The sequence below is a fragment of the Flavonifractor sp. An306 genome, from assembly GCF_002159455.1.
GTDB lineage: Bacteria > Bacillota > Clostridia > Oscillospirales > Oscillospiraceae > Flavonifractor.
This window is the reverse complement of sequence record NZ_NFIQ01000043.1, coordinates 1-24,784: the sequence shown is the minus strand read 5'-3', so window position 1 is coordinate 24,784 and position 24,784 is coordinate 1. Positions and strand designations below refer to the sequence as shown.

The window sequence follows — 24,784 nt, the reverse complement described above, 5'->3', positions numbered from 1 at the left end:
CTCAGGGGTGCCGTTTCCACAGCACCTGCCGGGCCCGGAGCACAAAGAAGAGGATCCGCACCACCCAGTCCCCCACCATGGCGATCCACACGCCGATGACACCCAGGCCGAAGTGGACGCCCAGGATGTAGCTGCAACCCAGCCGCACCAGAATCATGGAGCAGACCGAGATGACCATGGGCACCTTCACATCCCCGGCGGCCCGCAGGGCGTTGGGCATGGTGAAGGCCATGGGCCACAGCAGCATGGCGCAGCCGTTGTGGATGAAGATGAGCACCGTGGCGTACCACTGGGTCTCGGGGGACAGGCTGTACAGCCTGAGCAGGAGGGGCAGGCCGGCCAGCAGCACGGCGTTCAGGCCCCAGGTGCAGAGGTAGGCCAGCTTCATCAGCTTGACGGTATAGCGGCGGACCTGGTCCCAGGCCTCCGCGCCCACGCACTGCCCCACCACGGTGATGAGGGCCAGGCCGATGGCCTGGGCGGGGATTACGCCAAAGCTGTCGATGTTGTTGGCCACGGCGTTGGCGGCGGTCTGGACGGTGCCGAAGGTGGAGATCAGGCTGACCAGCAGCACCCGGCCCAGCTGAAAGAAGCTGTTTTCCAGGCTGTTGGGCACCCCGATGCGCAGGATGCGGGCCATCATGTCCGGCTCGAACCGGAAGGAGAGCAGCCCCTGTACCCGCACCGGGTTGCTCTTGCCGTGGAGCAGAAGGAGCATCATCACCGCCGCCACGATCCGGGACAGCAGGGAGGACCAGGCCACCCCGTCCACCCCCCGGTGGAAGCCGAACACGAAGATGGCGTTGCCCACGATGTTCTGGCCGTTCATCCAGGCGGACACCAGCATGGAGGCCCGGGAGTTGCCCATGGCCCGCAGAAGGGCGGCGCAGCCGCTGTACAGGGCGATAAAGGGGTAGGAGAGGGCGGAGATGACGAAGTAGGTGACAGCCCCCTCCATCACCGCTGGCTCCACCTGGCCGAAGAGCAGGCCCAGCAGGGGCCGGTGGAAGAGCAGCACCAGGGCCATCATGGCCAGGGACGCGGCGGAAATAATGTACATCAGCTGATTGGCGGCCCGGTTGGCCCGGTCCAGGTGCTCGGCCCCGATGGACTGGGCGCACACCACCGCGCCGCCGGTGGCGAGGGCGGCGAAAATATTGAGGATCAGCACGTTGATCAGATCCACCAGGGCCACGCTGGACACCGCAGCCTCCCCGGCGGCGGAGACCATGGTGATGTCCGCCATGCCTACCATGACGGAGAGAAACTGTTCGATGATCAGGGGCAGGATAAGCCTGCGCAGGGAATCCTTGCTGAACACGGAGAAACGACCGCTCCTTCCTTTGGGTTTGGCGGGTAACTGGCGCAACGCAGGCCAGTATACCCCCTTTGCCATAAAATTGCAATGAAAATCCCGGATCTCCTCCAATGAAGGTTGCGTTTTTTTTCAGATGGAGGTATAATTTGCCTCGATAAAGAATTTCGTCAGATCGAGGAGGAGACCATGGAAAAGATTCAGATGACCACCCCTCTGGTGGAGATGGACGGCGACGAGATGACCCGGGTGCTGTGGCAGCAGATCAAGGACGAACTGCTCCTGCCCTTCATCGACCTGAAGACCGAGTATTACGACCTGGGCCTGCCCTACCGGGAGGAGACGAAGGATCAGGTGACCATCGACTCCGCCGAGGCCACCAAAAAGTACGGTGTGGCGGTGAAGTGCGCCACCATCACCCCCAACGCCCAGCGGGTGGAGGAGTACAAGCTCTCCCAGATGTGGAAGTCCCCCAACGGCACCATCCGGGCCATCCTGGACGGCACCGTATTCCGGGCCCCCATCATGGTGAAGGGGATCTCTCCGGTGGTGAAGAACTGGAACAAGCCCATCACCATTGCCCGTCACGCCTATGGCGACGTGTACAAGTCCACCGAGTACCGGGTGCCCGGCCCCGGCAAGGCCGAGCTGGTCTTTACCGACGAGAGCGGCAAGGAGCAGTTCCGCCAGACCATCTACGACTTTGAGTGCGGCGGCGTGCTCCAGGGCCAGTACAACAAGGACAGCTCCATTGTCTCCTTTGCCCGCTCCTGCTTCCAGTACGCCATTGACACCAGGCAGGACCTGTGGTTTGCCACCAAGGATACCATCTCCAAGAAATACGACCACACCTTTAAGGATATTTTCCAGGAGATCTTCGACAGGGAGTACAAGGCCAGGTTCGATGAGCTGGGCATTGAGTACTTCTACACCCTCATTGACGACGCGGTGGCCCGGGTGGTCCGCAGCGAGGGCGGCTTTATCTGGGCCTGCAAGAACTACGACGGCGACGTGATGAGCGACATGGTCTCCACCGCCTTCGGCTCTCTGGCCATGATGACCTCCGTGTTGGTGTCCCCCGACGGCAAATACGAGTATGAGGCCGCCCACGGCACCGTCACCCGCCACTACTATAAGTATCTGAAGGGGGAGGAGACCTCCACCAACCCGGTGGCCACCCTCTTTGCCTGGAGCGGCGCCCTGCGCAAGCGGGGGGAGCTGGACGGCATCCAGGCTCTGGTGAGCTTTGCCGACAAGCTGGAGCAGGCCGCCATCGACACCATCGAGTCCGGCGTGATGACCAAGGATCTGGTGGGCCTGTGGGAGGGGGAGACCCCCGCCAAGGGCGTCAATTCCCTGGACTTCCTCAAGGCCATCCGGACCAGGCTGGAAGAGACCCTGTAACCGCGGCGGCGAGCTTTGCTGAAAAAACAGGCATCCACACCAAGGTGTGGATGCCTGTTTTTCATCTTACCGGGTATCTGCACAGCGAGGGGTATTATGGGAAAGGGGGAACTCAGAACATAAGGGGAATGAAGTACAGACCCAGGCAGGTGATCACGACCCAGAACACGCAGATGAACGCCATGAAGCCCCACACGTCCTTCAGCTTCATGCCCACCACGCTCAGAGCGGGGATGACATACAGGGGCTGGAGCAGGTTGGTGCACTCGTCGCCCAGCACGAAGGCGTTCAGACAGGTAGCCAGGTCGGCTCCCTGGATGTTCTGCACAGTCTGCACGATCAGGGGACCCTGCACGGTGAACTGGCCGCCCTGAGAGGGGATGAAGCAGTTGACCAGGCAGGCGGACAGGAAGGTGAAGATGGGCAGGGTGCGGGCGGTAGCCACAGAGGTGATGGCGCTGATGAGCACGGAGCCCAGGCCGCCCTCAATGTACATCATGCCCATGATGGCGCCGTAGAAGGGGAACTGCATGATGATGTCGGTGGCCAGGTGCATGGAGTCGGCGTGGGCGGTGATCCAGGCGCTGGGCTGGGGGAACAGGAAGCAGTTGATGCCCACGAACAGGAAGATCACCAGGTTCATGTTCAGCGCGCCGAAGAAGCCCTTGGTGAAGAAGTCATAGAAGATGTTGATAAAGATGAAGACGCCCACCACCCACATAATGGGCTTGCAGGTGTTCATCTTCTGGGCAAAGGTGGAGGCCTTCTCGGTGATCTTGTAGTCGTTGGGGACCACGTCGGCCTGGGTGGCCACGTCCCGCAGCTCGATGAGCTCGTCCTCACCGGGCTGGGTGAAGAGCACGATCAGGATGAAGGCGATGGCCAGCACGGTGAACAGGATCACGTTGGGGGTATTGTAGCAGGTCTCCAGCACCGTCATGGTGTGGCCCACGATCTCAGCGTAGGAGCTGCCCTCGGTAGCCAGGTTGGAGTACAGGGTGGCGGAGGGCCCAAGGCACTGGCCCAGGATCATGCAGGTGTAGCCGCCGGCCACCATCATGGGGAAGTGGAGGCCCTTGACCCGCTTGGCCAGCTGCATGGACAGGATGGGGGTGACGATGGTGCAGAAGGCGTAGTTGATCATGGAGGTCACATAGCCGAACACCATCATCAGGATGATGGCGGCGTAGCGGTTGTGGACATGGCTTGCCATGGCGTTCAGCAGCCTGTTGACCTGGGGACTGCGGGCGCAGGTGGCGCACACGCAGACCATAATGCCCATCTGGAAGGCCAGGGTGAACTGGCTGCTCAGACCGCCCCACCAGGCCTGGAGGAGCTCCACGGGGCCCTTGCCGATGATCAGGGACAGGACGAACACCACGATCATCAGGATAACGCAGAAGACGAAGGAATCGGGGATGATCTTCTCAGCTGCAAAGTTGAACTTCTTGCTGATATTCCACAGCGGAGTTCCTTTCAGCTTCTTGGCTTGAGACTACGGGGACATGGAATCGCTTCCTTTCTCTCATCTTTTTCTCTCATCTATTGCCTCGTTCCAGGTGAACGAAAGGCGCGGGGAAGTGGGAATTGCTTATTTGCCGTACAGCATCCGGATGAGGTACTCGTTCAGGTCGGCGTTGGATTTGGCCACCTGTTCGGGGGTCCACTTCTGGAAGCCCTCGCCGGTCTTGAAGCCGATCTTGCCCTCATCCCGCAGCTGCTTGAGCAGGGGGGAGGGCTCGTGGGAGTCCTCCAGATCCTTCAGAATGTAATCGTGGATGTTGTAGGTCAGGTCGGTGCCCACCATGTCGGCGTTCTCCATGGGGGCCAGCTGGGGCAGGCGCAGGCCGAAGGAGTACTTCACCGCCTCGTCCACGGTGGCGGCGTCGGCGATGCCGTGCTCCACGATGGAGATGGCCTCACGCCACAGGGCGTGCTGCATCCGGTTGGCGATAAAGCCGGGCACGTCCTTCTTGCACAGCACCGGCTTCTTGCCCACCGAGCGGAGCACCTCCATGACAGTCTGGGCGGTCTCCTCGGAGGAGGCGTCGGACTTGACCACCTCCACCAGGGGGATCAGATGGCCGGGGTTCCAGAAGTGGGTGCCCACAAACCGCTCCCGGTGCTTCAGCTCGGCGGAGATCTCGCTGGGGCTCATGACGGAGGAGTTGGTGCAGAAGATGGTGTCCTCGGCGCAGCGCGCCTCCAGCTTGGCGAAGGTCTCCCGCTTGATCTTCATGTCCTCGAACACGGCCTCGATGACCAGGTCGGCGTTCTTGACGATATCGCTGTCGATATCGGTGGTGAAGGAGATGCGGGAGAGCCGGTCGTTGAGCTCATCCTCGGTAATGACGCCCTTGTCCAGCAGCTGCTTGGTGTTGGTGCGGATGCCGGCCTCCACGTCGGTGGAGTAGAGGTCGTACATGCCCACCTGGAAATTGGGGTTGGAGGCGAACACATAGCCGATGTTCTTGCCCATCATGCCGGCGCCGCAGATCAGGATGTTCTTGATATTCTGGGTGGTTTTCATAGCGATATACCTCCCCTTACTTCTTCAGGCTCAGGATCTCACGGGCCTCGTCGGGGGTGGCCACCTGCTTGCCGAACTCCTCGATGACCCGGCGGGCCCGCTCCACGAACTGCACGTTGCTCTCAGCCAGCTGGCCCTTGGAATACATCACGTTGTCCTCCATGCCCACGCGGATGTGGCCGCCCAGGGCCACGGCGCCGTACAGCATGGTCATGGCGGAGTGGCCCACGCCGAAGCAGCTCCAGGTGGAGCCGGGGCACAGGGACTCCATGGTCTCCTTCATGAACACCAGGTTCTTCATGGTGCCGGGGATGCCGTTGGCGCAGCCCATGCAGAACTGGAAGTGGAGGGGGGCCTTCAGCACGCCCTTCTTCAGGTAGTACTGGGCGTTGGCGATCATGCCGGGGTCAAAGGCCTCGATCTCGGGCTTGACGCCCCAGGCCTGCATGTTCTGGCCCAGCTCCTCCAGGAAGGCGGGGGGGTTGAGGAACAGGGAGGTGTGCAGCCAGTTCATGGAGCCGCAGTCGTAGGAGCCCATCTCGGGGCGCAGCTCCTTCAGGTGAGCCTGACGGGTCTCGTCGGTGGCGTTCAGGTCGCCGGAGGTGGTCATGTTCAGGATGATGTCGCAGTCGGGGTGGTTGGCGCGCAGCAGCTCCACAGTCTTGGCAAAGCGGTTCTTGTCCATGGTGCCCTTGCCCTCGTCGTCCCGCATGTGCAGGTGGGCCACGGCGGCGCCGGCCTTCCAGCAGGCGTACACGTCCTCGGCGATCTCCTCGGGGGTCATGGGCACGTTGGGGTTGTTGGCCTTGGTGGGCCAGGCGCCGGTGGTGGCTACGGTAATGATGGTCTTATCCATAAAAGCACATCTCCTTTTTTATGCGGAGCGGAAAATGGGTTCCCGCTTCTGTTGCTGTTCGCCATAAAGAAAAAGCAAACCGCGTGCCAAAAAAGAAAACGGGCGAAAAAAACCTTCCAGCCATTGGACCGCAGGTATTTGGGAAACCGGGGGAAACAGACAAAAAAGCGCCTTGTGGTGAAAAAATTCACCACAAGGCGCTGGGATAAACTGGATGACAAAGGGAAAATCAGGGAAAGCGGCAGGCGGAACTCCTTGAAAGACGGGGAGAGTACCTGCTGGTGAAAAAATTCACCGCATATGGTGAAAAAATTCACCGCTCGTCCGGGCCAGAGTTGTCCTGCTGAAAGTGGCGGTACTTTTTGACCAGGGTGGAGTGGTCCACCCCCAGGGCCTTGGCGGCCTTGCGCAGGGAGCCCTCCCGCTCCACGGCCTGGAGGATCACCTCCCGCTCAAAGGCGAAGACCTGCTGGCGCAGGGTGCCGCCGGCGGCGGGGTTCAGGTGGCTGTGGCTGCCGTCGGGGTTAAGGGCGGAGTAGACCACGTCCCGGGTGATGATGCCGCCGGAGTTGGTGACCACAATGCGCTCCAGCATGTTTTCCAGCTCCCGGATGTTGCCCGGCCAGCGGTAGCTCTGCAGCAGGTCCATGCCGGCGGCGCTGATGCGGGTATCCTTGCCGTATTTCTTGCTGAAGTCGGCGCAGAAGCGCTCCACCAGGTAGGGGATGTCCTCCTTCCGCTCCCGCAGGGGCTTGAGCTCGATGGGCACCACGTTGAGCCGGTAGTACAGGTCCTCCCGGAACCGGCCCGCCCGCACCTGCTCCTGCAGGTCCAGGTTGGTGGAGGCGATCACCCGCAGGTCCAGCTGGATGGTCTTGCTGCCGCCGATGCGCATAATTTCCCGCTGCTGGAGGACCCGCAGCAGCTTGGCCTGGAGGGGGAGGGGCATATCGCCGATCTCGTCCAGCAGGATCACCCCGGTGTTGGCCAGCTCAAACATGCCGCTTTTGCCGGAGCGGCGGGCGCCGGTAAAGGCCCCCTCCTCATAGCCGAACAGCTCGGATTCCAGCAGCTCCGCCGGGATGGCGGCGCAGTTCACCTTGATAAAGGGCTTGCCTCTGCGGGTGCTGCTTTGGTAGATCTCGTTGGCGATAAGCTCCTTGCCGGTGCCCGACTCCCCGGTGATGAGCACGGTGACGTCGGTGGGGGCCACGGTGTGGATGAGTTCCACCACCTCCCGCATGGCGGCGCTGTGGTAGTACATCTGCTTGCCGCCGGTCTGCTGCTGGCGGAGGTAGGCCAGCTCCTCGTCAGCCTTCTGCCGCTCCTCCGTCAGGGTGAGCAGCTGCTGCTCCAGCCGTTTGAGCTCGGGGAAGTCCCGGGTGTTGGTCACCACCATTTTAATGCTGCCGTCGGGGGCAAAGACGGGGGTGCCGGTGACCAGCACCTCCTTGTTCAGGGGGAAGATGGTGGCCACGGAGTTGACCCGCCTGCGCTGGGCCAGCACGGTGTCGGTGACGGCCCCCTTGTAGAGCTTGCCCTCCTGCTCCACCTCGGACACCTTCCGGCCCAGCAGGTCCTCCGGCTTGATGCTGGTGGTGCGGGTGTAGGCCTGGTTGATGAAGATAATGGTGCCGGTGCCGTCGGTGACATGGATGCCGTCGTAGAGGTTTTCGCAGATCTCCCGAAAATCAATCTGGCTCAAGGCCTCCTGCCGGGAGGCGTCCCCGCTGTGATCCATCGTGATCCGGCCCCCTTGCCTCTGTCTGATTCCATGGATTTAGTATATAACAAGGATACCGGCAGGGCAAACGTTTTTTCACGGGCGGGAACCGCTTGACGGGGCGGGCGGGACGTGAGATAATTCAAGGTAACCTATTTTTGGGAGGTCCGTCTTATGACAGAGCGATTGGTCCGGCGCTTTATCCGGGACTGGGAGAATGTGGGAGACCCGGCGGTGCGGGAGCGGTATGGGGCGCTGTCCGGCGGGGTGGGGATCCTGCTCAACCTGCTGCTCTCTCTGGGCAAGTTTTTTGCCGGGCTGCTCACCGGCTCCATCGCCGTGACGGCAGACGCCTTCAACAACCTGTCCGACGCCGGCTCCTCGGTGGTCACTCTGGTGGGCTTCAAGCTGGCGGGGCAGAAGGCGGACGACGGGCACCCCTTCGGCCACGGCCGCATTGAGTATCTGGCGGGACTGCTGGTGTCTCTTCTGATTCTGATGGTGGGGGTGGAGCTGGGCAAGACCTCCATTGAAAAGATCTTCCATCCGGAGCAGGTGGACTTCTCCCTGGTAACGGTGGTGATTCTGATTGCCTCCATTCTGGTGAAGCTGTGGATGTGCCTGTTCAACCGGAACCTGGGCAGGCGGATTGGCTCGGCGGCCATGGAGGCCACCGCTACCGACTCCCTGTCCGACGTGGTGGCCACCTCCGCCGTGCTGGCGGGCACTCTGGTGGGGGAATTCACCGGCGTCAGCATCGACGGCTGGGTGGGCGTGGTGGTGGCCATCTTCATCCTGCGGGCGGGCTGGGGGGCCGCCAAGGACACCGTGGACCCCCTGCTGGGCAGCGCGCCGGACCCCGCCCTGGTGAAGGAGATTCAGGACGTGGTGCTGAGCCACAAGCAGGTGGTGGGGATGCACGACCTGGTGATCCACGACTACGGCCCGGGCCGGCGGATGTGCTCCTTCCACGCCGAGGTGCCCCAGAACGCCGATATCATGGAGGCCCACGACGCCATCGACCACATCGAGCGGGAGATCTATCAGAAATTCGGCGTTGAGACCACCGCCCACATGGACCCCATCGCCACCGAGGACGAGGCGGTCAACAGCCTGCGGGAGCAGGTGCGGGACCTGGTGCGGGAGGTGAACCCGGAAATGAACATTCACGACTTCCGGGTGACCCGGGGCCCCCAGCATACCAATCTGATTTTCGACGTGGTGGTGCCCCACCGCAGCAAGGTGTCCGACGAGGAGATTGCCGGGGAGATCACCCGGCGGGTCCAGGCGCTGGACCCCAGCTATTACCCGGTGTTTCAGCTGGAACGGTCCTATGTGTCGGGCGGATAGACGTACATTTACAAAATATTCACCCTAAATCAGGGGAATGGGACTATAATAAACGTAATATGCCGCGGGCAGAAAAAGACGAGGAAAAGGACGGTGCGTCATGGCAAAGAAGGTCCTCATCGTGGAAGATGAATCCAATATCGCCGAGCTGCTCCACCTCTATCTGGAGAAGGAGGGCTTTGAGACGGTGGTGGCCGGGGACGGCGGCAAAGGGGTGGAGCTGTTCCGCTCCTTCCACCCGGATCTGGTGCTGCTGGACATCATGCTGCCGGTGATGGATGGCTGGTCAGTGCTCAAGAAGATCCGGGAGAACGACAAGACCCCTGTTATCATGCTCACCGCCAAGGGGGAGACCCAGGACAAGGTGGCCGGCCTGGAGGGGGGCGCCGACGACTATATCGTCAAGCCCTTTGAAATGAAAGAGGTGCTGGCCCGTATCCACGCAGTGCTCCGCCGGTTCGGCGGGGACGAGAGCGGCGGCGGGGAGAAGAAGCTGAGCTTTGACAAGCTGGTCATCAATCTGGACTCCTATGAGCTGCTGGTGGACGGCAAGCGGGTGGATACGCCCCCCAAGGAGCTGGAGCTGCTGTACCATCTGGCCGCCTCCCCCAACCGGGTGTTTACCCGCAACCAGCTGCTGGACGAGGTGTGGGGCTTTGACTACTTCGGGGACTCCCGGACGGTGGACGTGCACATCAAGCGCCTGCGGGAGAAGCTGGAGGGGGTCTCGCCCCAGTGGTCTCTCAAGACCGTGTGGGGGGTAGGCTACAAGTTTGAGGTTGTGAGCGGCACATGAGGAGCCTCTACAAGCGGCAGTTTGCCTTGACGGCGGGGATGATCCTCATCTCCTTCGCCCTGCTGGGCACCGCCTTTTTCACCCTGTCCTACCAGTACACCCTGCGGCAGACCCGGGACTCCATGGAGCGCAACGCCAACTATGTGGCCAACTTCACTTCCAAATCCCGCAGCCTGGGGCTGGGGGTGGAGGACGACGTCTATATCGCCATGATCGCCACCATCGCCCAGATCTCCGACGCGGTGGTGCTCATCACGGAGGCCGACGGAGAGATGGTGGTCTCTACCGACGGCATCAGCGTCATGGGCTACAAGGAGCTGGCGGGCAGCTATCTGCCCAAATCCATCGCCGATCAGGTGGCCCGCAGCGGGAGCTATACCGGCATGAGCGATCTGGGCGGCTTTTTCGCCGAAAAGCGCTATGTGGCGGGCACGCCCATTCTAGTCAAGACGGTGGACGTGACCACCGGCCAGACCAGGCAGAGCCTGGTGGGCGTGGCCTATGTGGCGGCGGAGGCCTCCAGCCTCACCGAGCTGTGGCGGGCCTTTACCTCCATCTTTTTCTTTACCGCCGTGGTGGTGCTGTGCATCGCCTTCCTCACCAGCTCGGTGACCTCCCTGCGGCAGACCAAGCCGCTGAAGGAGATCGCCGAGACCGCCCGGAAATTCGGCCACGGGGAGTACGAGCTGCGGGTCAGGGGCTACGAGGACCGGAAGGACGAGGTGGGGGAGCTGGCGGAGGCCTTCAACGCCATGGCCGACTCCATCTCCAAGAGCGAGGAGCGCCGCAGCGAATTTGTGGCCAATATCTCCCATGAGCTCAAGACCCCCATGACCACCATCGCCGGCTTTTCCGACGGGATCCTGGACGGCACCATCCCGCCCGACCGGGAGCGGGCCGCCCTGCAGACCATCTCCTCCGAGACCCGGCGGCTGTCCCGGCTGGTGCGGCGGATGCTGGACCTGAGCCGGCTGCAGTCGGCGGAGAACGTCACCGCCCAGGAGCAGTTCGACGTGTCCGAGGTGATGCTCCGGGTGCTGGTGAGTCTGGAGACCAAGATCAACTCCCGCCGCCTGGATGTGGATACCCAGCTGCCCGACGCTCCGGTGATGGTATGGGGAGACCCGGACGCCATCACCCAGGTGTGCTACAATCTGCTGGACAACGCCATCAAGTTTTCCGCTGAGGGGAGCACCATGGGTATTTCCATCACCACCAAGGGGGGCAAGGCCCATGTGGCGGTGCGCAACACCGGCGCCACCATCCCGCCCGACGAGCTGGCCATGATTTTTGACCGCTTCCACAAGAGCGACAAATCCCGCAGCGTGGACCGGGAAGGCGTGGGTCTGGGCCTGTATATCGTCAAAACCATTCTGAACAACCACAAGGAAAATATTACAGTAACCAGCCAGGACGGTGTGACGGAGTTTGTGTTCACCCTGACCCTGGCGTAAGGGGGATCTATGCGGGGTTATTATTACCAGCAAAATGACGTTCCGCCGGCACCGTGGCAGGCTCCGCCGGACCCGAAGCGGCCGCCCCGGCGGGACAGGGGGGTGCTGGTGCCCTTTCTGTGCGTGCTGGCGGTGCTGCTGGGGCTGGTGATCCTGCTGTGCGTGGCGCTCTATCGCCTGGGCGATATAGACAGCGAGGCCAACTTTCACCAGGAGGAGTGGAGAGATCCGGATTCCTGGGAGAGCCAGCAAACCACAGAGGTAACGGCAAAGACCACGGTGGAGCGGGCGCCCACCGGAGACGGCACCACCCTGACCATTGTGCCCGCCGGGGCGGAGGCGCCCCACAGCTTTCAGCAGATCTATCAGGAGAACATCTCCTCCATCGTCAGCATCTGGGGCACCGCGCCGGACGGCATGGCCTTCGGAACCGGCGTGGTGATGACGGAAAACGGCTATATCATCACCAACGCCCACGTCATCGAGGGGTGCAGTGAGGTGGAGGTGTGCCTCCAGAACGAGGAGACCTATCCGGCTCTGCTGGTGGGCTATGACGTGCAGACCGATCTGGCGGTGCTTAAGGTGGGGGCCAGCGGCCTTACCCCGGCCCAGTTCGGGGACTCCTCCGCCCTCCAGGTGGGGGATACGGTGCTGGCCATCGGCAACCCCCTGGGGGAGGAGCTGCGGGGCACCATGACCGACGGGATCATCTCGGCCATCAACCGGGACGTGTATGTGGACGGCTACACCATGGTGCTCCTCCAGACCACCGCCGCCCTCAACTCGGGCAACTCCGGCGGCGCTCTCATCAACGACCACGGCCAGGTCATCGGGATTACCAACCTGAAGATGGAGTCCTATGACAGCACCGTGGAGGGCCTGGGCTTTGCCATTCCCACCTCCACCGTGAAAACCGTGGTGGATGAGCTCATCGCCCACGGGGTGGTCACTGGGCGGCCCACCATAGGCATCACCGTGATGACGGTGGAGGCCGACGGCGAGGGCGAGCCCGCCGGAGTGCGGGTGGACTCCATCCGGCCCGGCTCCGACGCCGACGGCAAGCTGCAGGTGGGGGACATCATCGTGGAGGCCAACGGGGTCAAGGTGTCGGTTACCGACGATCTGATGGCAGTCAAGGACAGCCTGGAGGCGGGGGATGTGCTCTCCCTCCGGCTCTGGCGGGACGGCGTCTGGCTGGAGCGGGACGTGGCCCTGGTGGAGCAGTACACCCTGGAGACATAAAAAAAGGAGCGCCTCCAAAGGAGGCGCCCAGGCATTGGATGTCTGCGGGAGAATGGATCGTTGGAAATGGATCGTACACACGATTGGATAAGCTGTACCTAAAGCATAGCTGAATTTCCATATTTTGTCAATGAGAAGTTTTGTCGAAAGGCGCGGTTAGATGATTATATTTAACGGCACAGTTCATCCCATGGATGGCCCGGTCATTTCCCGGGGATATGTGGCCTTTGAGGATGGAAAGATCACTGCGGTGGGCTCCATGGAGGAGCTGCATGGCCCGGTGGAGGGGTTGGACGCGGAGGGCGGGCACATTCTGCCCGGTTTTGTGGACGCCCACTGCCACCTGGGGCTGTTTGGGGATTCCCTGGGCTTTGAGGCCGACGACGGCAACGAGTCCACCGACCCCTGTACTCCTCAGCTGCGGGCCATTGACGGGGTGAATCCTCTGGACCGGGGCTTTCAGGAGGCCCGGGAGGGGGGCGTGACCACCGTACTCACCGGTCCCGGTTCGGCCAATCCCATCGCCGGGCAGTTTCTGGCGGTCAAGACCACCGGACGGTGGGTGGACGAGATGGTGGTGAAGGCTCCGGTGGCCATGAAATTCGCTCTGGGGGAGAATCCCAAGTCGGTGTATAATGATCGGAAGGAGACCCCGGTGACCCGGATGGCCACCGCCGCCCTGATCCGGGAGCAGCTGTCCAAGGCCCAGGAGTACCAGGACAAGCAGGCCAAGGCGGACGAGGACCCGGAGGAGGAGATGCCCGACTTTGACGCCAAGCTGGAGGCTCTGGTGCCGGTAGTGCAGGGCCAGCTGCCCGCCCACTTCCACGCCCACCGGGCGGACGATATCGCCACGGCGGTGCGCATCAGCCGGGAATTTGGTCTGAATCAGGTGATCGTCCACGGCACCGAGGGATACAAGATCGCGGACCTGCTGGCGGCGGAGGGGGCGGCGGTGATCACCGGCCCCTGTCTCACCGACCGCTCCAAGCCGGAGCTGGTGGGTCAGACCCTGGAAAACCCGGCTCTGCTGGCCAGGGCGGGGGTGAAGGTGGCCATCTGTACCGACCACCCGGAGACGCCCATCCAGTACCTGCCGCTGTGCGCCGCCATGGCGGTGCGGGGAGGCATGGAGGAGGAGGCCGCCCTGGCGGCCATTACCTCCACTGCGGCGGAAATTGCCGGAATTTCCAAGCGGGTGGGCTCCCTGACCCCGGGGAAGGACGCCGACGTGGTGGTGACCACCGGTCATCCCTTTGACTGGAACGGGCGGATCAAGGCGGTCTTTATTGACGGCAAACAGGTTGCCAAAGAATGTTGAAGGAGTGGAGAGGGGAGAATCTATGGCGGAACAGAAGGATTTGCGCCTGGCGGTGCTTATTGACGCGGACAATGCCCCCCGCTCCGCCATCGGCGACGTGATGGCGGAGGTGGCGGTGTACGGCACCCCCACCATCAAGCGTATCTACGGGGACTGGACCACCCCCAACCTGGCCTCCTGGAAGCCCCTGCTGCTGGAGAACGCCATCACCCCCGTGCAGCAGTACGGCTACACCACCGGGAAGAATTCCACCGACTCGGCCATGATCATCGACGCCATGGACATTCTGTACACCGGCCAGGTGGACGGCTTCGTGCTGGTGAGCAGCGACAGCGACTTCACCCGCCTGGCTATCCGCCTGCGGGAGGCGGGGAAAAAGGTGTACGGCATGGGAGAGCGCAAGACCCCCAACCCCTTCATCGTGGCCTGCGACAAGTTTGTGTACATCGAAGTCATCCGCTCCGCCGCCGAAAAGGCCAAGGCGGAGGAGGTAAAGGGGGAGGAGCCCAAACAGGAGAAGGCCCCCAAGACCAAAAAGCCCGCCAAAAAGAAGGAGGGGGCGGCTCTCGCCCCGGCGCCGGCCTCCGAGCCCCCTGAGCCGGAGTCCAAGGTGCCCAAGGCGGTGGTGGAGCTGATCGCCGACGCGGTGGAGACCATGGCCGACGAGGACGGCTACGCCTTCATGGGGGATCTGGGCAACCTGCTGGTGAAAAAGCAGCCCGACTTCGATCCCCGGAACTTTGGCTTTTCTAAGCTGACCCAGCTGGTGCGCTATCTGCCCCGGTTTGAGGTGGATGTGCGTCAGACCAGCCTGCCCCACGTCAAGCACATCTATGTGCGGGACAAGGCCCGGAAATAGAGCAATACGGCGCCCGCTGCCATGGCAGCGGGCGCCGTTGTTTTTGTTCCGGGCCGGTCAGGAGATATCGGCCAGCTCCAGGTATTTGTATCCGTTTTCCGCGATGTGGTCCTTCCGGCCCTGGAGGTTGTCCCCCAGCAGTAGGTCGAACACCCGGGCGGTGCTCTCCACGTCCTCCGGCATCACCTTGATAAGCCGGCGGGTCTCCGGATTCATGGTGGTGAGCCACATCATGTCCGGCTCGTTCTCGCCCAGACCCTTGGAGCGGTTGATGGCGCACTTTTTCCCCGCCAGCTCCCCGTTGACAATGTCGTTTTTCTCCGCGTCGGAGTAGGCGAACCAGGTCTTTTCCTTGTAGGTGATCTCGTACAGGGGAGATTCGGCAATATACACATACCCCCGCTGGATCAGGGTGGGGGTGAGGCGGTAGAGCATGGTGAGAATGAGGGTGCGGATCTGGAATCCGTCCACGTCGGCATCGGTACAGATGACGATTTTGTTCCACCGCAGATTCATCAGGTCAAACTCCGCCAGATCCTTGGCGTGCTTGTCGTGGACCTCCACGCCGCAGCCCAGCACCTTCAACAGGTCGGTGATGATCTCACTTTTGAAGATTTTGGCGTAATCGGCCTTCAGACAGTTGAGGATCTTGCCCCGCACCGGCATGATCCCCTGGAACTCGGCGTCCCGGCTCAGCTTGACGCTGCCCAGAGCCGAGTCGCCCTCCACAATATACAGCTCCCGCCGGGTGGTGTCCTTCGTCCGGCAGTCCACGAACTTCTGCACCCGGTTGGAGATGTCCACATTGCCCGACAGCTTTTTCTTGATGTTCAGCCGGGTGCGCTCGGCGTTCTCCCGGGAGCGCTTGTTGATGAGCACCTGCTCGCCGATCTTGGCGGCGTCAAAGGGGTTTTCGATGAAGTAGACCTCCAGCTGGGAGCGGAGGAATTCCGTCATGGCCTCCTGGACGAACTTGTTGGTGATGGCCTTTTTGGTCTGGTTCTCGTAGGAGGTCTGGGTGGAGAAGTTGTTGCTCACCAGCACCAGGCAGTCCTCCACGTCGGCCCAGGTGAGCTTGCTCTCGTTCTTCTGGTACTTGCCCTGGGCCTTCAGCCAGGCGTCGATGCCCCCCACAAAGGCGGATTTCACCGCCTTCTCCGGGGAGCCGCCGTGCTCCAGCCAGGAGGAGTTGTGGTAGTGCTCGATGACCTGCACCGTGTTGGAGAAGCAGAAGGACACGGACAGCTTCACCTTGTACTCGTCCTTGTCCGCCCGGTCCCGGCCCCGGCGCTCGGTCTGCCAGAACACCGGCTGGGTCAAGGGATTTTCCCCCGCCAGCTCCTTCACGTAGTCCTCAATGCCGTTTTCATACCGGAAGTCGGTGGTCTCAAATTTGCCCCCCACCTGGTTGCGGAACCGGAAGGTGACTCCGGCGTTGACCACCGCCTGCCGCTTGAGCACGTCCAGGTAGTACTCCACCGGGATGTCGATGTCGGTGAACACGTCCAGGTCGGGGAGCCAGCGGAACTTGGAGCCGGTCTTTTTGCCGGTATAGGGCTCCTTTTTCAGCCCGCCGATGTTTTCGCCCTTCTCAAAGTGGAGGGTGTACTCATAGCCGTCCCGGTGGATCACCGCGTCAAACCAGGCGCTGGCGTACTGGGTGGCGCAGGAGCCCAGGCCGTTGAGGCCCAGGGAGTACTCGTAGTTGTCACCGGAGTTGTTGTTGTACTTGCCGCCGGCGTACAGCTCGCAGAACACCAGCTCCCAGTTGTACTTCTGCTCGGCCTCGTTCCAGTCCACCGGGCAGCCCCGTCCGAAGTCCTCCACCTCGATGGACTTGTCCGCGTACCGGGTGACGGTGATCACATTGCCGTGGCCCTCCCTGGCCTCGTCAATGGCGTTGGATAAAATCTCAAAGACGGCGTGCTCACAGCCCTCCAGCCCGTCGGAGCCGAAGATCACGGCGGGGCGCTTGCGCACCCGGTCGGCCCCCTTCAGGGAGGAGATGGAGTCGTTGCCGTAGCCTTTGGGGGAAGTCGTCTTAGCCATGGGCTCTCTCTCGCACCTTTCCAAATTCAAATTCCAATTTTATTATACTATCGCAAATTCGCCTAAATTGTCAAGAAATGTGGAGGAAAAGACAGCCTGTGTCCCCCAACGGCCAGCGGGCCGCCGGATTGTTCCGGCGGCCCGCTGGAAAAGGCTGCTCAGTTGCCGCTGTAGGGCTTGGTGGTGTCGATGACGATGGCGCCCTGGGCGCTGTCCCAGGTCACCTCAAAGCCCAGGTACTTGCCCAGATCCCGGATCTTGAAGTAGGTGTGTCCGGAGTTGCCGGCGTCGGTGAGGGTGATGGCGTCAAAGTCGGTCTTTACGCCGTCCACCAGCACGGTGGCCGGATTCTTCTGGTAGGGCTGGTTGCCGGTGAAGGAGCTGTTCATCTCGGAGCCGTTGGCGGTGGTGTAGGGGGTCTTGGTCTGCAGGACGATGCTGCCCGCGGCGCCATCCCAGTCCACGTTGAACTGGGCCTGGGTGCCGTTGAGGATGTAGGCCACGTCCCGCACCTTCAGATAGTTGGTGTCGTTGCCGTTGGCATCCTTCAGGGCGTAGGCCTTGAACTCCACCGCCTTGCCGTCCACCAGGATGGAGTAGCTGGTGGCGTAGGCCACGTTCTGGGGCTGCACCGTGCTGCCCGCGCCGCTGGCGGGGGCGTCCGGGTTGGAGAAGCTGCCCTGGGTCAGCTGGCCGAAGCCGTACAGCCCGGTGGCGTTGTCCCGGTAGACGAAACGGCCGTCAGAGGTGATGTTGGAGGCCAGCACCGGCAGGGAGCCCAGGGACTGGCCGGTGGTGTAGTCCACATAGTAGGTCTCATAGCCGCTGGCGGTCTTGACCCGGAAGGGCAGCACCGTGCCCTCATACCCGTCGTAGGAGGGGGCCAGGTTGGTGTAATCAAAATAGTTGTAATCAAAGGTGTTGTAATCCTTGTAGACGTACAGCTCCTCCGTGGACTGGGGGATGATCTCCTTGTTCTCCACATTGATAACCTTGGAGCCGCCGTTGTCGCTCACGGCTTCAATGAAGTCCCGGCAGTAGACCCGCAGCTGCTGATAGGACAGGGGCACGGTGAACTGGCCGGAGCCGTTGGCAATGCCGTAGTGGGCGCCGTCATACACTCGGAAGTAGTCGCCGCCCAGGGCCTTGAGCTCGCTGTACTTCACGTCCAGGATCTTCTGGCCGTCGGCGGAGTACATGCCCAGGATGTAGGACCACTCGTCGGCGGGATTCTCGTTGCCCACCACCACCTTGCTCAGGTCGCCGGCGGAGGTGAGCATGTCAAACTCGTTGGGCACCAGGGTCTTGCCGCTCTCGTCCATGGTGCCATATTTCTCGCCGTCCAGGGTGAAGGCCAGATCCCGGAAGTAGGTCTCGGTGTTGACCTCCCGGTCGGTCCAGCTCTGGACCTCCTTGCCGGTCAGGTCGTAGAGCTTGGACACAAAGTTGGAGCGGCTGCCGTCGTCGCCCTGGGTCCAGGTACACACGGAGATCTTGCCGTTGGGGCTGACGCCGCCTACATAGGAGTAGCTGCCCATGGGGACGATCACCTTGCCGGTGCCGTCAATGATGCAGGTCTGGGTGTAATCCTCGCTGCTGGCCTCCAGATAGGGCATCCCGTTGGAGACTCCGGCCAGGGTCAGAGAGCCGTACTGCCCGGCGGGCACCACGGCCTGGTGGCTGCTGTTCAGCAGGGCCACGCCGCCCTCCTGGGCGTAGGCCACATAGTAGCCGGAGGCCACCTCTTCCACCCAGCCGTAGCCCTCGATCTCCACAGAGCCGCTGCTCTCGCCGTAGTAGGCGCTCTCGGTGGAGGGCTTCATGTCGGCGGTGTAGTAGGTGGTGTTCCAGTCCTGGTCGGCCACGCTGATGACCTGGTTGTTCATCTGGATGTAGTTGTCGCCCAGGGCCAGGACCATCTTGCCGGTGCTGTCCATAATGCCCATCTGCTCGCCCTGGGTTACGATGAAGTAGCCGCCGCCGGTGGACTCCAGCAGGTCGTACTGGAAGGGAACCTTCACCGCGCCGGTGGCGTCGATGAGGCCGTAGTGATCCTTGGAGTCGGCCGCCGGGGTGACCCCGTTCTGGAACAGGAGCATCCGGGAGTAGGCGGTGGTGGCGATGTCGTAGTAGCTGGCCTTCTCATAGGTGGCGGAGAGCTCCGCGGCGGCGGCGCCGGGCAGCACCGTCGTCAGCAGCATGACCACCAGCAGAAGGGCGGAGAGCAGCTTCTTGTTCCAACGCATAACATTACCTCTCTTCTGTAATTGTTTCTAATCGTATCAAAAGCGCGGGACGGAACGAAAAATCGGGCGCATCTGCGATTTTGTAGGCCAGCGGGCTTGTGCGTGCGTACACCTCCTCCAACAGCACCGCGGTCTGTTCTGCCAGCGTTTGATATAGCTCCAGCCCCTCCGGCGCCTGGACGCAGGCGTTTTCCAGCAGGGTGGTCATCTCCTGATAGACCTCCGGGCGGTAGGGGTTGAGCTGTAAGTATTGATACCGGTATGTCGCCATGGCGGGGTAGTCCGCCTCAGCCGCCGCCTGGGCGAATTTGCAGTCCCAGGCCAGCATGGACAGGCTGGTTTGGCGCAAAATGGCGTCGGCGATCTCTCCCGCCTCCTCCAGATCGGCGCAGGCCTGCAGCCGCTCCTCCGCCAGGGACAGGTCAAAGGGCCACAGGGCGTAGGCCCCCCGGCTGTTGCCGAAGAAGGAGAGCCCGTAGGGCAGGGTGAAACAGGCGAATACCGCTGCCAGCACCCCGCCGGCGGCCAGGACCGCCGGCTTTTTGACCGCCACCGTCCGCCTCTCGCCCCCCACGCCGCACAGCAGCAGCAGGCAGAGCATGGCGAAGAACTGAAAATCGAAGTCGATGCAGGCGTGCAGCCCCAGCAGGGCTGCCGCCGCCCGCTCCCGCAGGGGCGTGTCCCGGTGGAACACCACCACGTACACCAGGGCCAGCAGCAGGACGCCGGACAGGATCCCACCGTCCAGCGCGGCCTGGAGGTATTCGTTGTGGATGGATTTGAGGATGTAGGGGCCGGTCTGCACGATGGGCTGGAGATAGAGGTAGCCGCCCCGGCCCACCCCGAAGGGATGTTGGGCCAGCAGCTCCAGCCCGTCCAGATAGTAGAGCAGCCGTCCGTTCAGGCTGGAGGACTCCAGGGTGATGGCCTCCAGCCGGTCCAGCACCATGCCGCCGCTGAGGGCCACCGCCAGGACCGCCGCCAGGAGCACCCCGGCGGCCCCCATCAGCACCGGGCGGACCTGTTTTTTTACCGCCAGCCGGTATATGGCCCAGCAGAGGCCCGCCGCCGCCAGCAGCAGAAAGATGCCCCGGGAGCCGGTGAGGAAGATCCCCAGCAGCAGCACCGCCATGGCAGTCCAGTCCAGCCGCTGCCGCTTGTTTTTGCCAACCAGCAGGGCCAGACACACCAGCAGAAACAGGGCGTAGGTGTTGGCATACTGGAAGAACCCGTCGATGCGGCCGTTGGCGTCCTGGCCGCCGGTGAGCAGGGTGCCCAGAAACAGGCAGATGGAAATGCCTCCCATGATGGCCCCTTGCCAGGCCACACTGTCCAGCATCAGCCCCCGCTCCTCCTGGGTGAAGGTGGCGGCGTAGAGGAAAAAGAGCAGCGCGGCCAGCCACCGCAGCACGCCGGTGAGGGCCATGCCTGGGCTCACCGCCGCCGGGAGGGTGAGCCCGGCGCACAGCACCAGCCCCAGCAGCAGCCAGGGGACGGGCCCCCTGGGCAGCGTCAGCCCGCCTGTCCGGCGGATCTGCAGGGCCAGCAGCACCGCCAGAATGGCGGCCGCGGCAAACACCAGAAAGTCATAGTACCCGCCGAAGAGCAGCAGCAGGGCCGCCAGCAGGAAAAACAGCGGCGTATTGACCCGGGGCCCGGCCCCTTTGGGAGTCCGGGCGCTTTTTTTACCCTTGGTTGCCATCAGCCTTCCCCTCCAAATACCAGGTCCAGCAGCTCCTGGGTCTCGGCAAACCGCCGGGTTTCGCTGACGCTGTCCAGCAGCACGATGTAGCAGCTCTCCTCCCCCTGCCTGGCGTAGGTCACCAGATTGTTGCCCCCGATGCGGGTGGTGCCCGTCTTGAGCCCCAGCACCCGGGGGTCGGCCCCCACCAGCCGGTTCAGGTTGCGGAATTCCAGACCGCCGATTTCCAGCTCCGCCTGGGAGGAGTAGTCCAGATACTCCGGGTGGTCCTCCACCAGCCGCCGGGCCAGGGTGCCCAGGTCCCGGGCGGTCATGTAGTGGTCGGCGGCGTCCAGTCCGGTGGCGTTGGAAAAGTGGGAGCCCTCCAGCCCAAGCTCCTCCGCCGCCTGGTTCATCCGCTCCACAAAGGCCTCCTCGCTGTCCGCCGACAGAGACACCAGGGCCTGGATACAGTCGCAGCCGCTGTTGAGGATCGCCCCGGCCAGCAGCTGTTCCACCGTCACCGCCTGGCCGGGGCGCAGGCCGTACTTGGAGCCGTTGGCCGTGGCCATCTCGCCCGTCACCGTTACAGTATCCTCCAGGGTAAACTTGCCCGCGTCCAGGTCGTCGAAGATCAGATAGAGGGTGAGCATTTTGGTCAGACTGGAGGGGGAGCGGGGGGTGTCGGCCTCCACCTGGGCCATAACGCCGCCGGTGCCGTCCAGCACCAGCAGGCTGGTGGCGGTGAGATCCTCCGGCGGCCTGATTCGGCGCTGCCACGGACGGATGACGGCCAGAGCCAGCGCCAGGGCGGCGCACAGGCAGACCAGAACGGCCGCCGTCACAGCCCGGCCGGGCTTTGTGCTGCTCCGGGCTGTTTTCTTCTTTTTGGTTCCCGCCCTGCCCATGGGACGCGCCCCCTCGCTGAAACAGATATTCTTACGCTTACAGAGTAAAGTGTAACTGTATCATAGCAGATATTATTTAGGACAGCAACCTAATATGACGGATATTGCCAAATAATTTCTTCTCACGACACTTTATACCTATTGACAGGCATGGTATAATAAACTTCCAGGGATTTGTCCCGGAAGGGAGGCGGCTCCATGGAGGGAAAAGGGCTCAAGGTAGTGGCGAAGAACAGCAAGGCCTACCACGACTATTTTATCGAGGATAAGTACGAGGCGGGCATTGAGCTGGCCGGTACCGAGGTCAAATCCATCCGTCAGGGGCACGTCAACCTGAAGGACTCCTTCTGCATCGTCAAGGACGGGGAGATGCACGTCCACGGCATGCACATCAGCCCCTATGAGAAGGGAAATATTTTTAACAAGGACCCCCTGCGCGCCCGCCGGCTGCTGATGCACAAGCGGGAGATCCTGCGGCTGTTTGCCAAAGTGAAGCAGGACGGCTACGCCCTGGTTCCCCTGTCCATCTACTTCCGGGGCCCCCGGGTGAAGCTGGAGATAGGGCTGGCCAAGGGCAAGAAGCTCTATGACAAACGGGACGCCGCCGCTGCCAAGGACGCCAAGCGGGAAATGGACCGGGCGATGAAGACCCAGCGCCGGGGCGGCTACTGATACAACAGAAAGGAAGGATATCCCATGGCTCAGAATCCGATCGTCACCTTTGAGATGGAGGACGGCAGCAAGATGGTGGCCGAACTCTACCCCGAGGTGGCGCCCAACAGCGTGAATAACTTCATCAGCCTGGTGAACGCCGGTTTTTATAACGGCCTGATCTTCCACCGGGTCATTCCCGGCTTCATGATCCAGGGCGGCTGCCCCGACGGCACCGGCATGGGCGGCCCGGGCTACTCCATCAAGGGCGAGTTTGCCCACAACGGGGTGAAGAACGACCTGAAGCATGACCGGGGCGTGCTGTCCATGGCCCGTGCCATGCACCCCAACTCCGCCGGCAGCCAGTTCTTCATCATGGTGGAGAAGGCCCCCCACCTGGACGGCGAGTACGCCGCCTTCGGCAAGGTGATCGAGGGCATGGAGGTGGCCGACGCCATTGTGAACACCAAGCGGGACCGGATGGACCGGCCCTACGAGGACCAGCGGATGAAGTCGGTCACCGTGGAGACCTTCGGTGTGGACTATCCCGCTCCGGAGAAGTGCTGACCAGCATACCAGTTTTTCCATTTCAGCGGCGCGGCAAGCCGCGCCGCTTCATGGGGGCGTACTGGTTTCGACGGGGACGTAGAGGCTGGAATAGCGGGCGGATGCGCCCAGCATCCGAAAAATGGGCAACTTATAAATTAAAGAACAACGATAACGTTGAGCTTGTCGCGGCTTAAGCCGTGACCGTCCCACCCGGAAGGACCACGGTCCGGGATGGGGCGTCGTTTAGTGGTGCACGTGTGTGCGCAAAGCTTTGAGCGCACCATGAACAATGAAGCTACCAAACCCTGTAGTTTGACGGCCTACGCCAGGGCGAGGGAATGTAAATGACCGTCTGCGCCCGGAGAAGTTCCAGCGGAAGCGTTTTCGGACGGGGGTTCGACTCCCCCCGCCTCCACCAGGAGAGCCAGATAAACCGTTTGGTTTGTCTGGCTCTTTTCCATATCGGCGGTACAACAGAAGAGAAAGGAAAGTAGGGATGAGCATGAAGCAAACCAATCGCCTGAAGCGGGCGGGCGCGGTTTTCTGCGCCGGGGCCCTGGTTCTGTCCCTGTTTCCCGCCACCCTGGCGGCGGGAAGCGGGCCGGCAGAGAGCAGCAACATCAACAGACAGAACTACAGCAGATGGAGCAGCCCGGTGACCTCCTACCTCTACGCCAATGAGAGCGGCGGCCTCACCCGGGTGGAGTACACCGGCGGCCAGGTGGTGGTGGAAAACTACAGCGCCTCGTTTGCGTTCCTGGACAGCCGCACCATTCAGCCGGAGCTGCCTATCTGGGGCGGCTTCTTCGCCGGGGAGAGCTACAACTTCCTGGTGTTCGGCCAGAGTAACGCCGCCGAGAGCGACAGCACCGAGGTCATCCGGGTGGTGAAGTACGACAAGAACTGGAACCGCCTGGGGGCGGCCAGCCTGAAGGGCGCCAGAACCACCATTCCCTTTGACGCCGGCTCCCTGCGGTGCGACGAGTATGGCGACTATCTGTACATCCGCACCTGCCATGAGATGTATACCAGCGACGACGGCCTCAACCACCAGGCCAACCTGACCATGGCGGTGCGCCAGAGCGATATGACCATCACCGACTCCTTCTACGATGTCATGAACATCAGCCTGGGCTATGTCAGCCACTCCTTCAACCAGTTCATTCTGGTGGACGAGGACGGGAAGATCCTGGCCCTGGACCACGGGGACGCCTATCCCAGAAGCGCGGTGATGGTGGGCTACTACTCCAACGCCTCCACCGGCAAGTTCTCCGGCAGCGGCTATGACTGGTGCTGGAACATGGATCTGCAGACCTTTGCCGGGAGCATCGGTGACAATACCACCGGCGCCTCGGTGGGCGGTCTGGAGGAGACCACCAACGGCTACGTCATGACCTTCAACTACGACGGCGTAGGCGGAGGCGGCGACCGGTATGTGTACTTCCAGTACATGGACAAGGCCACCGGGAAGGGCCTGCAGTACAAGCTGAACAACTCCGCCGGCAGCAATACTCCCGTTCTTGCTCCCACCGGGCTGGAGGGCGGCTATCTGCTGTGGAACGACAAGAGCGGCGATACCCTGAACTATGTCACCTATGACGCCAGCGGCGTGCCCGGCGACGGGGTCCAGACCGCCGCCGCCCCTCTGTCCGACTGCCAGCCCATTCCCTACGGGGACGGTGTGGTGTGGTATGTGACGGAGAACTCCGTGCCCACCTTCTACACCCTGGACGCCTCCGGCGTTGCCGCCCACCCGCTGGGCGCAACTGAGCCGGAGACCACCCCCACGCCCAGCGCCACCCCCAGCGCGACACCGACCCCTACGCCGACGCCTACCCCCAGCGCCACGT

Annotated in this window: 19 protein-coding genes and 1 other RNA gene; 11 read left to right on the top strand and 9 right to left on the bottom strand. The window is 62.4% G+C overall.

Going from position 1 to position 24,784, the window contains the following annotated elements; all coding sequences use genetic code 11:
- Nucleotide 1: 1 nt before the first annotated feature.
- Nucleotides 2-1,321, bottom strand: coding sequence for an MATE family efflux transporter (locus B5F88_RS11740; protein WP_087346176.1), 1,320 nt, complete (start codon nucleotides 1,319-1,321; stop codon nucleotides 2-4).
- A gap of 183 nt (nucleotides 1,322-1,504) precedes the next feature.
- Here B5F88_RS11740 and B5F88_RS11735 point away from each other — a divergent pair, with 183 nt between their 5' ends.
- Nucleotides 1,505-2,719, top strand: a complete 1,215-nt coding sequence (locus tag B5F88_RS11735; protein ID WP_087346174.1) for an NADP-dependent isocitrate dehydrogenase — start codon at nucleotides 1,505-1,507, stop codon at nucleotides 2,717-2,719.
- Between the two features lie 112 nt (nucleotides 2,720-2,831).
- On the opposite strand, the gene B5F88_RS11730 is transcribed toward B5F88_RS11735, so the two are convergent.
- The 4 genes from B5F88_RS11730 to B5F88_RS21805 form a co-directional block, all read right to left on the bottom strand.
- Entirely contained in the window at nucleotides 2,832-4,175 is a 1,344-nt protein-coding gene (locus B5F88_RS11730; RefSeq protein WP_242959773.1) for a TIGR00366 family protein, read from the bottom strand.
- 135 nt (nucleotides 4,176-4,310) lie between these two features.
- Nucleotides 4,311-5,249, bottom strand: coding sequence for a 3-hydroxyacyl-CoA dehydrogenase NAD-binding domain-containing protein (locus B5F88_RS11725; protein ID WP_087346167.1), 939 nt, complete (start codon nucleotides 5,247-5,249; stop codon nucleotides 4,311-4,313).
- A 16-nt stretch (nucleotides 5,250-5,265) separates the two neighbouring features.
- Nucleotides 5,266-6,105 (bottom strand): 3-keto-5-aminohexanoate cleavage protein, encoded by an 840-nt coding sequence (locus B5F88_RS11720; protein WP_087346162.1) that lies wholly within the window; start codon nucleotides 6,103-6,105, stop codon nucleotides 5,266-5,268.
- A 313-nt stretch (nucleotides 6,106-6,418) separates the two neighbouring features.
- Nucleotides 6,419-7,846, bottom strand: a complete 1,428-nt coding sequence (locus tag B5F88_RS21805) for a sigma 54-interacting transcriptional regulator (RefSeq protein ID WP_087346157.1) — start codon at nucleotides 7,844-7,846, stop codon at nucleotides 6,419-6,421.
- Nucleotides 7,847-8,002: 156 nt separating this feature from the next.
- Between B5F88_RS21805 and B5F88_RS11705 the strand changes: the two genes are divergently transcribed.
- The 6 genes from B5F88_RS11705 (at nucleotide 8,003) to B5F88_RS11680 (ending at nucleotide 14,850) form a co-directional block, all read left to right on the top strand.
- A complete protein-coding gene (locus B5F88_RS11705) occupies nucleotides 8,003-9,178 on the top strand; it encodes a cation diffusion facilitator family transporter (RefSeq protein WP_087346154.1) in 1,176 nt (391 codons plus the stop codon).
- Nucleotides 9,179-9,278: 100 nt separating this feature from the next.
- On the top strand, nucleotides 9,279-9,974 hold the full coding sequence (locus B5F88_RS11700) for a response regulator transcription factor (protein WP_087346152.1): 696 nt from the start codon (nucleotides 9,279-9,281) through the stop codon (nucleotides 9,972-9,974).
- Nucleotides 9,971-11,428 carry a HAMP domain-containing sensor histidine kinase gene (locus B5F88_RS11695; RefSeq protein WP_087346150.1) on the top strand — a complete coding sequence of 486 codons (1,458 nt, stop codon included), beginning with the start codon at nucleotides 9,971-9,973 and terminating at the stop codon, nucleotides 11,426-11,428. Before B5F88_RS11700 ends, B5F88_RS11695 begins: the two co-directional genes overlap by 4 nt.
- Before the next feature lie 9 nt (nucleotides 11,429-11,437).
- Nucleotides 11,438-12,670, top strand: coding sequence for a trypsin-like peptidase domain-containing protein (locus tag B5F88_RS11690; protein WP_087346147.1), 1,233 nt, complete (start codon nucleotides 11,438-11,440; stop codon nucleotides 12,668-12,670).
- 160 nt (nucleotides 12,671-12,830) lie between these two features.
- Nucleotides 12,831-13,991 (top strand): amidohydrolase, encoded by a 1,161-nt coding sequence (locus B5F88_RS11685; RefSeq protein WP_087346144.1) that lies wholly within the window; start codon nucleotides 12,831-12,833, stop codon nucleotides 13,989-13,991.
- 22 nt (nucleotides 13,992-14,013) lie between these two features.
- Nucleotides 14,014-14,850, top strand: coding sequence for an NYN domain-containing protein (locus tag B5F88_RS11680; RefSeq protein ID WP_087346139.1), 837 nt, complete (start codon nucleotides 14,014-14,016; stop codon nucleotides 14,848-14,850).
- Nucleotides 14,851-14,907: 57 nt separating this feature from the next.
- Here B5F88_RS11680 and B5F88_RS11675 read toward each other — a convergent pair whose 3' ends face one another.
- The 4 genes from B5F88_RS11675 to B5F88_RS11660 form a co-directional block, all read right to left on the bottom strand.
- Nucleotides 14,908-16,899 carry a toprim domain-containing protein gene (locus tag B5F88_RS11675; RefSeq protein ID WP_087346136.1) on the bottom strand — a complete coding sequence of 664 codons (1,992 nt, stop codon included), beginning with the start codon at nucleotides 16,897-16,899 and terminating at the stop codon, nucleotides 14,908-14,910.
- 158 nt (nucleotides 16,900-17,057) lie between these two features.
- The gene (locus B5F88_RS11670) at nucleotides 17,058-19,145 is read right to left on the bottom strand and encodes a WG repeat-containing protein (RefSeq protein ID WP_087346133.1); all 2,088 of its coding nucleotides are present in this window, start codon (nucleotides 19,143-19,145) and stop codon (nucleotides 17,058-17,060) included.
- Nucleotides 19,146-19,149: 4 nt separating this feature from the next.
- Nucleotides 19,150-20,847, bottom strand: coding sequence for an O-antigen ligase family protein (locus B5F88_RS11665; RefSeq protein ID WP_087346130.1), 1,698 nt, complete (start codon nucleotides 20,845-20,847; stop codon nucleotides 19,150-19,152).
- Nucleotides 20,847-21,734, bottom strand: coding sequence for a D-alanyl-D-alanine carboxypeptidase family protein (locus B5F88_RS11660; RefSeq protein ID WP_087346124.1), 888 nt, complete (start codon nucleotides 21,732-21,734; stop codon nucleotides 20,847-20,849). Before B5F88_RS11660 ends, B5F88_RS11665 begins: the two co-directional genes overlap by 1 nt.
- Before the next feature lie 198 nt (nucleotides 21,735-21,932).
- Between B5F88_RS11660 and smpB the strand changes: the two genes are divergently transcribed.
- The 4 genes from smpB to B5F88_RS11640 all read left to right on the top strand — a co-directional run.
- Nucleotides 21,933-22,406 carry an SsrA-binding protein SmpB gene (gene smpB, locus B5F88_RS11655; RefSeq protein ID WP_087346121.1) on the top strand — a complete coding sequence of 158 codons (474 nt, stop codon included), beginning with the start codon at nucleotides 21,933-21,935 and terminating at the stop codon, nucleotides 22,404-22,406.
- Between the two features lie 24 nt (nucleotides 22,407-22,430).
- The gene (locus tag B5F88_RS11650; RefSeq protein ID WP_087346117.1) at nucleotides 22,431-22,952 is read left to right on the top strand and encodes a peptidylprolyl isomerase; all 522 of its coding nucleotides are present in this window, start codon (nucleotides 22,431-22,433) and stop codon (nucleotides 22,950-22,952) included.
- A 52-nt stretch (nucleotides 22,953-23,004) separates the two neighbouring features.
- Nucleotides 23,005-23,352, top strand: a transfer-messenger RNA (tmRNA) gene (gene ssrA, locus B5F88_RS11645).
- 84 nt (nucleotides 23,353-23,436) lie between these two features.
- Nucleotides 23,437-24,784 (top strand): hypothetical protein (locus B5F88_RS11640; RefSeq protein WP_343286466.1); only part of this gene is annotated, 1,348 nt, incomplete at its 3' end.